The organism is Paenibacillus sp. 01L418, assembly GCF_056400045.1.
The window spans coordinates 1-8845 of sequence record NZ_JBFTSN010000274.1 but is presented as its reverse complement, the minus strand read 5'-3'; the positions used below and the strand labels follow the sequence as shown (position 1 = coordinate 8845).

General features: G+C 46.9%; 2 protein-coding genes. Both read left to right on the top strand.

Annotated elements, in window-relative coordinates:
• Nucleotides 1-306: 306 nt before the first annotated feature.
• The gene (panD, locus tag AC1DSE_RS24505; RefSeq protein WP_076270779.1) at nucleotides 307-690 is read left to right on the top strand and encodes an aspartate 1-decarboxylase; all 384 of its coding nucleotides are present in this window, start codon (nucleotides 307-309) and stop codon (nucleotides 688-690) included.
• A gap of 29 nt (nucleotides 691-719) precedes the next feature.
• Nucleotides 720-8845, top strand: an 8126-nt coding sequence (locus tag AC1DSE_RS24500; RefSeq protein WP_477528321.1) for a non-ribosomal peptide synthetase, incomplete at its 3' end; no start/stop codon positions are given.

The following is an 8845-nucleotide window of genomic DNA, read 5'->3' as shown; positions in this document are numbered from 1 at the left end:
GTAAATGATTTCATTGCTAATCACTTGCTTGTCAGTCTCCCCAACAAGTTAACCCACATGTTATTTTAACTCGAATATTCAACCCGCATAAGCTATACCTTCAACCAAAACTACTTAGTCGTATGCAATCAGAAGTTATTAACAAACTATTGTTAACGCTTTCATGTTGACGGAGCGATTTCTTTGTCTTTTTTATTTTAAAATTTGTAATAAATACAAATAAAAGTAACTTTAAGGTTGTGTTAAAGCACTATTATTTATCGGTATATTAACCAAATTCACTATTCTATGAGGAGTGTGTTATTTATGTTTAGAGAAATTCACAAATCCAAAATTCACCGTGCGGTCGTTACGGAAGCAAATTTAAATTATGTAGGCAGCATCACGATTGATCAAGATATTTTAGACGCATCCAATATTTTAGAGAACGAGAAAGTACAAGTTGTAAATATCAATAACGGCGCGCGGTTGGAGACGTATGCGATCACTGGCCCAAGAGGCTCAGGCATGGTTTGTCTAAATGGAGCGGCTGCGCGAATGGTTCAGCCAGGAGATCTCGTTATTATTATCTCCTACGCCATGATGGAAGATCATGAAGCGAGGGTGTACAAGCCCGATGTGGTCATTATGGATGAGAATAATCGGATTGTGACGGACAAGTATCAAGAGCTGCACTCTACAACGGTATAATGCCACAGACAAAAAGTAGGGGGAGCTATATGAATATCATCCGAAATCTCTCAGAGGTACTCATTGCAAGCGGAACGAGCGGTGCGGGCATTACGTTCTGCGAGGCGGGTAAGGATCGATTCGTGTCGTATGGGCAACTACGCAAGGCAGCGGGTGCAGTACTCGGTCAGCTGCAGGAAAGAGGGCTTGGCAAAGGGCAGCATGTTGTGCTGCAGACCGAAGATAATGAACGATTTCTTGTTTTGTTTTGGGCCTGCCTATTGGGCGGCATGATCCCCGTTCCACTTACAGCGGGACGAACTGACGAAGGCAGGAAGAAGCTTCTTCAAGTAAGCAGCCAACTTGGAAATCCGTATTTGCTGTGCGAGCCAGAAATATGGGAATCTGTTGCAGCTTATTGTCTCAAAAATGAAGAACATGCCGCAGGACAGCTTCTGCAAAAAAAAATGCTGCCGATCAAGGATGTTTTGGATGAAGCAGCTGCTATAGATCGCCAAGGAACAGTCTATGCGGCAACCGAGGATGATGTTGCATTTATCCAATTCACCTCTGGTTCTACAGGTGATCCTAAAGGTGTTGTTTTGACACATGGCAACTTACTTTCGAATATGCGGGCGATATTGGAGGGCGCGCAGTCGACCGAGGCTGATTCCTCTTTAAGCTGGCTCCCGCTTACGCATGATATGGGTTTGATCGGATTTCATCTAACTCCGATGCTTGGGCTTATGAATCAATGGCAGATGCCGACCTCGACATTCGTGCTTCATCCGATGAAGTGGATGGAGCTCACGCATCAGCATCGCATTACCTGTCTATCATCACCTAACTTTGGTTATGTTCACTTTCTACAGCATTTTAAACCTGAGAATGCCACCTGCTGGGACCTTAGCTCGGTAAGGCTTATCTTTAACGGAGCGGAACCAATATCTGCGAGCAATTGCCGCGAGTTTCTCGCACAGATGAAGCCTTATGGGCTTAGAGAACAATGTATATTTCCCGTCTATGGACTAGCGGAAGCAAGTTTGGCCGTTACATTTCCGCATGTGGAGGAGAGCTTGAATACCTTATATGTAAGCCGAAAGGGCTTGAATATCGGAGATGTTATTCAGGATGCTCCAGCAGATGATCCCAATAAAATAGAAATCGTTGAGCTCGGGTTCCCTGTATCCGAATGCGAGCTTAAAATTTGCGACGAGTCTGGTCGGGAAACGCCAGATCGCTACGTTGGACTCCTCCATATTAGAGGGAGGAATGTCACCAAGGGTTATTTTAACCGCCCTGATGTGAATGCCGTTATTCTATCGACAGACGGATGGCTGAATACCGGTGATCTTGGATTTATGCAAGACGGCAGATTGTATGTGACTGGCCGCATGAAGGATATTATTTTCGTCAATGGACAGAACGTATACCCGCATGATTTGGAAATGCTGGTAAGCGAAATAAAGGGAGCAGAAATAGGCAAAGTAGCTGTTAGCGCGATTCAGAATGAAGCAACGAAGCAGGATGAGATCGCCGTATTTATTCAATATCGAGGCAAGCTTAACGGTTTTGTGCCGCTGAGGCAAAGCGTGCAGCGATTGCTAAATCGAAAAACTGGACTCCAAGTGGAGCTCATTGTTCCAGTAAAGCGTATTCCGAAAACTACCTCTGGGAAAATTCAGCGTTACACTCTTGCTGAGAGTATGCAGAGCGGACAATTCTCCTCAGTCATTTCGGAATTGGAGTCGCTGGCAGCGATTATGGAAGAAACAGCTCCCGAGTCGGCTGCTGCAGCTCCTGAAACGGATGCCGAACATCGCATATTGTCTATTTGGAAAAAAGTGCTGAAGACAGACCGCATTGGAATAGATGTTCATTTTTTGGAGCATGGCGGTAATTCACTGAGCGCAGCTTATGTAGCTGCCCAGCTGCAGTCGGCGTTTGGCATAAATGTATCTCTGAGCGAGTTGTTTCAGCATCATACTGTTCGGTTACTAGCCGCTTATGTCGCTGAAGTGACTGCTGGGGAAGATCAAAGAAATGACAGAAATGGCCAGTGCGAAGTGATTTCAAATGGAGGCACGAGGGATTGGTATCCCGCCACATCTACTCAGAAGAGATTATTTATTGTTGAGGAAATGAATTCAGGTCTCCTTCGTTATCATCTTCCGCAGCGCATAAGCATTGAGGGGGAGCTGGATCTCAGTAAGTTTCAGCAGGTGTGGGAGTCCTTGATCAACAGGCATTCTTCACTACGTACATCATTTGTTATGGACAATGATATCGTGGTCGGTCGCATTGCAGATTCAGTAAAGCTGCCCATTGTTTATACAGACGGCCGCGGCTGGTCTGAGAGTGATATGCAGCACAAAATAAGTACATTTCTACAGCCCTATGAGCTGTCTAAGGCGCCGTTGTTCCGAATGGAGTTAATCACACTCAGTCATAACCGCCATCTGATGTTATTTGATATGCATCATCTCATTACGGATGGCACGTCGATGGGAATATTAATCGGGCAATTTGTTGCGATGTATGAAGGGGCTGAGCTGCCTCCAATTCCTTTTCAATACAGCGATATTGCTGATTGGGAGAAAAGGTTCAGGGCAGAAGATAGGCGCATGAGCGGACAGAGAGGATATTGGCGGCAAATCTTCAAGGAGGGAGCGGGGGAGATCGATATCCCGGCAGATTATCGGCGTCCGCTCACTCCTAGMTACAAGGGAGCTATTGAAAAATTTGTACTCGATGCAACACTTACAGCTAAGCTGGAGCAATTAGCTTTCCGAACAGGCGGTACGTTGTATACCGTTTTAACTTCCGTTTACTTTATGCTGCTGAGCAAGTACACCGGAGCAGTTGATATGGTGATCGGTACTGCGTCGGCAGGGAGAACAAGGCCGGAGATGGATGGTATCGTGGGCCTGTTCGTCAATATGGTGCCGCTGCGACTTCGGGCTGGCAAGGAGCTTTCGATCCTTCAATGCTTTGAAGAGATCAACAAACAAATATTGTTATCGCTAGACCATCAGGACGTCCCTTACGAAGAAATTGTAGAGCTGGCAGAGGCAAAACAAGAACTTGGCCGTAATCCATTGTTCAGCACTGTATTTACGTTGCACAACATGGAAATTCCACAGTTTCATACAGCGAATGTCACATTCAAGCCTGAGCCGATAGGGACAGGTACATCTAAATTTGATATGACCTGGGAGTGTATAGCTTCGGAGGAAGGCATTACAGTATCTATTGAATATTCCCTCGACTTGTACAGTCAGGAAACAGTAAGAGGATTTGCTCGCCATTATAAAACATTGGCTGATGCAGCAGTTCAATCCCCTGAGACGACTGTTGAGATGCTTCCTATGTTAGACGAGGATGAATGCCAGCTTATTTTGGCAACTAGCGAGTCGAGTCGAGCACCTTACCCTAACGATGCTTCGCTGTACCGGCTGTTTGAGAGGCAGGTGGATCATACACCGCAGCTCCCGGCTATAGTTATGGATGAGGCGACCCTCTCTTACACAGAGCTGAATGAAATGGCAAATGCTCTGGCTAGATGGCTTATCAATCGAGGAGTAGTTCCGCATTCACGTGTGGCGCTGCTTCTTCATCGATCCTTTAATATGCCAGTTGCGATACTTGCTGTGTTGAAGACCGGCTCCGCTTATGTGCCAATCGACCCGAGTTATCCTATCGACAGGATTGAGTTTATGCTTGGAGACGCTGATATTTCTACAATGATAGTAGATGCTCAGACAAGCCATATAGGCGGCAAGCTTGCTCAAGCTGGGAATAGGCCAGTAGATAAGATTGACATGGATGCTATGAGGAACGAGTGGAGACAGGCAGAGGGACATAATTATAATGTGGATGTAACAGGGGACGACGCAGCTTATGTGATGTACACCTCTGGTTCCACAGGACGGCCAAAAGGAATTTTAACTACGCACCGAAACGTCATTCGCATTGCTCGGGATACTGACTATATCCGAATCACGAATGAGGATGCGCTGCTGCAGTTATCGAATTATGCGTTTGACGGATCGACGTTTGATTTTTATGGGGCACTTTTGAACGGCGCAAAGCTCGTCCTTGTGAATGAAAACGATTTGCTTGATATCCATCAGCTTATTTTATTGATGAAGAAACAAAGGGTTACGGTATTTTTTGCGACTACAGCTTTGTTTAATGCATTCGTTGACTCTGGATTGAAGGACTTGCCTTCCCTTCGTCATCTATTGTTTGGCGGTGAACGCGCATCAGCCTCGCATATTAAAAGAGCTTATCAGATCGTCGGTTCAGGCGTGCTGCTTCATGTGTACGGTCCAACAGAGTCTACTGTTTTCGCTACTTGTTATCCGATTGACTCGCTAGAGCAGGACAATGCTGCAATTCCAATAGGCAAGCCTATCGCACATTCAGAAGCACTTGTATTGGACGAAAATGGTGCCTTGCTCCCACCACTTGTGCCTGGGGAGTTATGTATTGCCGGCGATGGTTTAACACAAGGTTACTTGAACCTGCCGGAGCTTACTGCAAATAAATTTGTTCCCCATCCTTTTAAGGAGGGAACCAAGCTTTACAGGACAGGGGATTTGGTTAGGCGGCTGCCTGACGGTAATCTAGAGTTTTTGGATCGGCTCGACACCCAGGTGAAGCTGCGTGGATTTCGTATAGAACTGGGGGAAATTGAGAGCAAACTGCTAGAGTGTGAGGACGTTAGGGAAGCAGTAGTTATGCTGAAATACCGCAGCGGCGATCCACAGCTTGCTGCTTACATCGTAGCAAATGGTGAACTTTCCATAGATCGGCTGCAAGCAGAACTGGGAGCAAAGCTGCCGCAATTTATGATTCCGGCAGTCTTCGTGCGGGTGGAGAAGCTCCCGCTCACCTCTAACGGCAAGATTAACAAAAACGCATTGCCTGAGCCTGACTTTTCCAAACTGAGCATCGTAATGGCAGCAGCCTATGTCCCGCCTACAACCCAAACCGAGATTCAGCTTGCAACCATTTGGGAAATGGTTTTGAAGGTAGAGGCTGTTGGCGTTAATGATCATTTCCTCGCACACGGCGGTCACTCATTGAAGGCTGCAACGCTTGTGTCGGAAATTTATAAGCAATATCATGTCCGAATGCCGATCAAGGAAGTATTTCTACGTTCAACAGTTAGAGAGCAAGCAGAATGGATTGACAGCGCAAATAAAGAGGCATATGAACCCATAAAACCGATAAACATTTCTCGTTCTTACCCGTTAAGTCCATCCCAGCAGCGTATTTTTCTTATTGAAGAAATAGCAAACGCGGGTATAGCCTATCATATCCCGCTAGCGCTGCGCTTAACTTGCCATGTTCAGCGATCGGATATGGAACGGGCCATAAAAGGACTTATTGCTCTGCATGAGCCGCTTCGTACATCATTCCAGTTTATTGACGGTGAGGCGCGTCAAGTTATACATGAGCATGCTTCGTTCGAGCTTCAAGAGATAAGCGATACAACAATAGACCTGGAGCAACAGTTCTGCGAATTTGCTAAGCCGTTGCCGCTTTCACAAGCACCGCTCCTTGACGCACGGCTGCTCAGCAGCGCATACGGAGAAACTTATTTGCTTCTAAATATCCATCATATTATTGCGGATGGCATTTCGGTGAGTCTGCTTATTGAAGAGCTAGTCAAACGACTAGACGGCAAGCGCTTGGAAGAGCCGCATATTCAGTACAAGGATTATGCGGTATGGAGAGCAAGCCAAGGGAATACGGAACGCATGCGGAAGAGCATCCGATATTGGGAGACCGAGTTTAGCGATCCACCTCCGAGCCTCGACATGCCGCTTGACTTCCCGCGTGGGGAACGGCAATCGCTAGAGGGGGAGACGTTTGGATTCCATGTCCCTTCAGAGCTAGCAATTCGGCTTCAATCTATATCCGATACGCTCAATATTAGCTTAAATAGTCTGTTGTTTGCTTCCTACGCTCTGCTTCTTCAAAAGTATACAAGTGGAAATGACTTGATTATTGGGGCGCTAGCGGCAGGAAGATCACATCCCGAAACGGCTAATATGATCGGTATGTTCAATAATTTTCTTCCAATTCGCCTTAAAATAGGCGATGGAATGAAATTTGATCAATTTGCGAAGGCGTCACATGATCATATGCTTGCAGCACTCGAACATCAAGATGTGAGCTTTGACCAGATGATTGAAGCTGCGCAAATGACGATGGATCCCTCACGAAACCCGCTGTTCGATACGATGATGATTTTGCACAACCAGATCGGAAATGATCTGGAAGTAAAGGGTCACACTGTAGGGGTACAGCCTATACGCGCAGGTAAAAACATGACATCTAAATTGGATTTTAAACTTGATCTTTATCCTCATGGTGACGGAGGCCTTCGAGCAGAGCTAGAGTTTAATACGCGATTATTTCATAAAGCGACGATGATGAGGCTGGCGGACCATTGGCTCAATGTACTGAAACAAGTGACGGATGAGCCAGGTATGAGATGCTCTTCCCTCAGCCTAATTATGAAGAAGGAAGCGCAAATGCTTCTTCAAGAATGGAATGATACAGCAAGGCCGTATCCTGGTGGCGAAACCATCCATGGCTGTTTTGAGGCACAGGTGCGCAAGACGCCTGATGCTCCAGCTATTCGATCGAACGAGGGCATGTTTACTTACCGTGAGCTTGATGAACGCGCAAATCGACTCGCTCTGCTGCTCCGTCAGAAAGGTGTTGGAGCTGACACAATCGTCCCGATTGTTGCAGAGCGCTCTTTTGAAATGATGGCAGCGATTTTAGGCATTCTAAAAGCCGGGGGCGCTTACTTGCCTATCGATCCGCATTTTCCAGAGGAGCGTATTGGGTACATTCTTGAAGATAGCGGAGCCAATATATTATGTTCCCAGCACAAATGGATGAACCAACTGCCGTTTAATGGTGAAATTATAGATATAGATGCTGTTGAAGACAAGGGTTCCCATGATGCTGAGAAATGGCTATGGGAGCCTGCAGTGAACGCGCATCATTTGGCATATGTCATCTATACATCAGGTTCTACTGGAAAACCAAAGGGAGTTATGATCGAGCATGCTGCGGTCATCAACCGTATACATTGGATGCAAGATCAATATCCACTTGATTCGCAAGATGTCATTCTTCAGAAGACACCTATAACTTTTGATGTTTCAGTGTGGGAGCTGTTCTGGTGGAGTTTTGCAGGGGCATCTGTTTACTTGCTGGAACCGCGGGGGGAGCGGGAGCCGCAGGTCATGATGAAAGTAATCCGTGAGCAAGCGGTGACGGTCATGCATTTTGTCCCATCCATGCTGGGCGTATATCTCCAGTATGCATCGGAAGTTAAGGCGGACAAGCCTTTCGGAGGTTTGCGTTACGTATTTGCAAGCGGAGAGGCGTTGAAGCCTGCACAGGTGGAAGGGTTCTACAGCCAACATTCTGCAGGCAGCGAAAGTCCACGACTCATAAATTTATACGGACCGACTGAAGCGACCGTGGATGTCAGCGCATATGACTGCGCGAACTATAAGCAAGGATCAGTTCCGATTGGCTCGCCGATTCAAAATATTCGGCTGTACGTTGTGGATGAGCAGCGACGGCTGCAGCCCATTGGAATTCCGGGCGAGCTCTGCATCGCTGGAGTGGGACTCGCTAGAGGTTATTTGAACCGTCAAGAATTGACAGCGGAAAAATTTGTACCCGATCCTTTTTTTGCTGGGGAACGCATGTACTTGACCGGAGATCGCGCGCGCTGGCTTGCTGACGGTCATATCGAGTATTTGGGTCGATTCGATCATCAAGTGAAGATTAGAGGATTTCGAATGGAATGTGGAGAGATCGAGCATGCGCTGATGCAGCTGGAGGAGGTTTCCGATGCGCTCGTCATGTCCGTGAAGGATCGGACGGGAGAACCAGCCTTATGTGCATATGTGGTTTCTTCTTTTGAACGCAATGAACGTGAGCTGAAGGAGAGGCTGAGGGGGATGCTTCCGGAATATATGATTCCTTCCCTGTTTGCCTGCCTGCATTCCTTTCCTCTTAATGCTAGCGGGAAGATAGACCGCAGCCGCCTTCCACAGCCGACGTTTGCTGATTCTATTGGCGGCGCCGATCCGCGCAGTGAGACGGAGCTTCGACTAGCAGAGCTATGGAAGAG

Excerpts from the sequence above, each read along its gene's own strand:
- panD (WP_076270779.1), top strand. The coding sequence starts at position 307 with ATGTTTAGAGAAATTCACAAATCCAAAATTCACCGTGCGGTCGTTACG.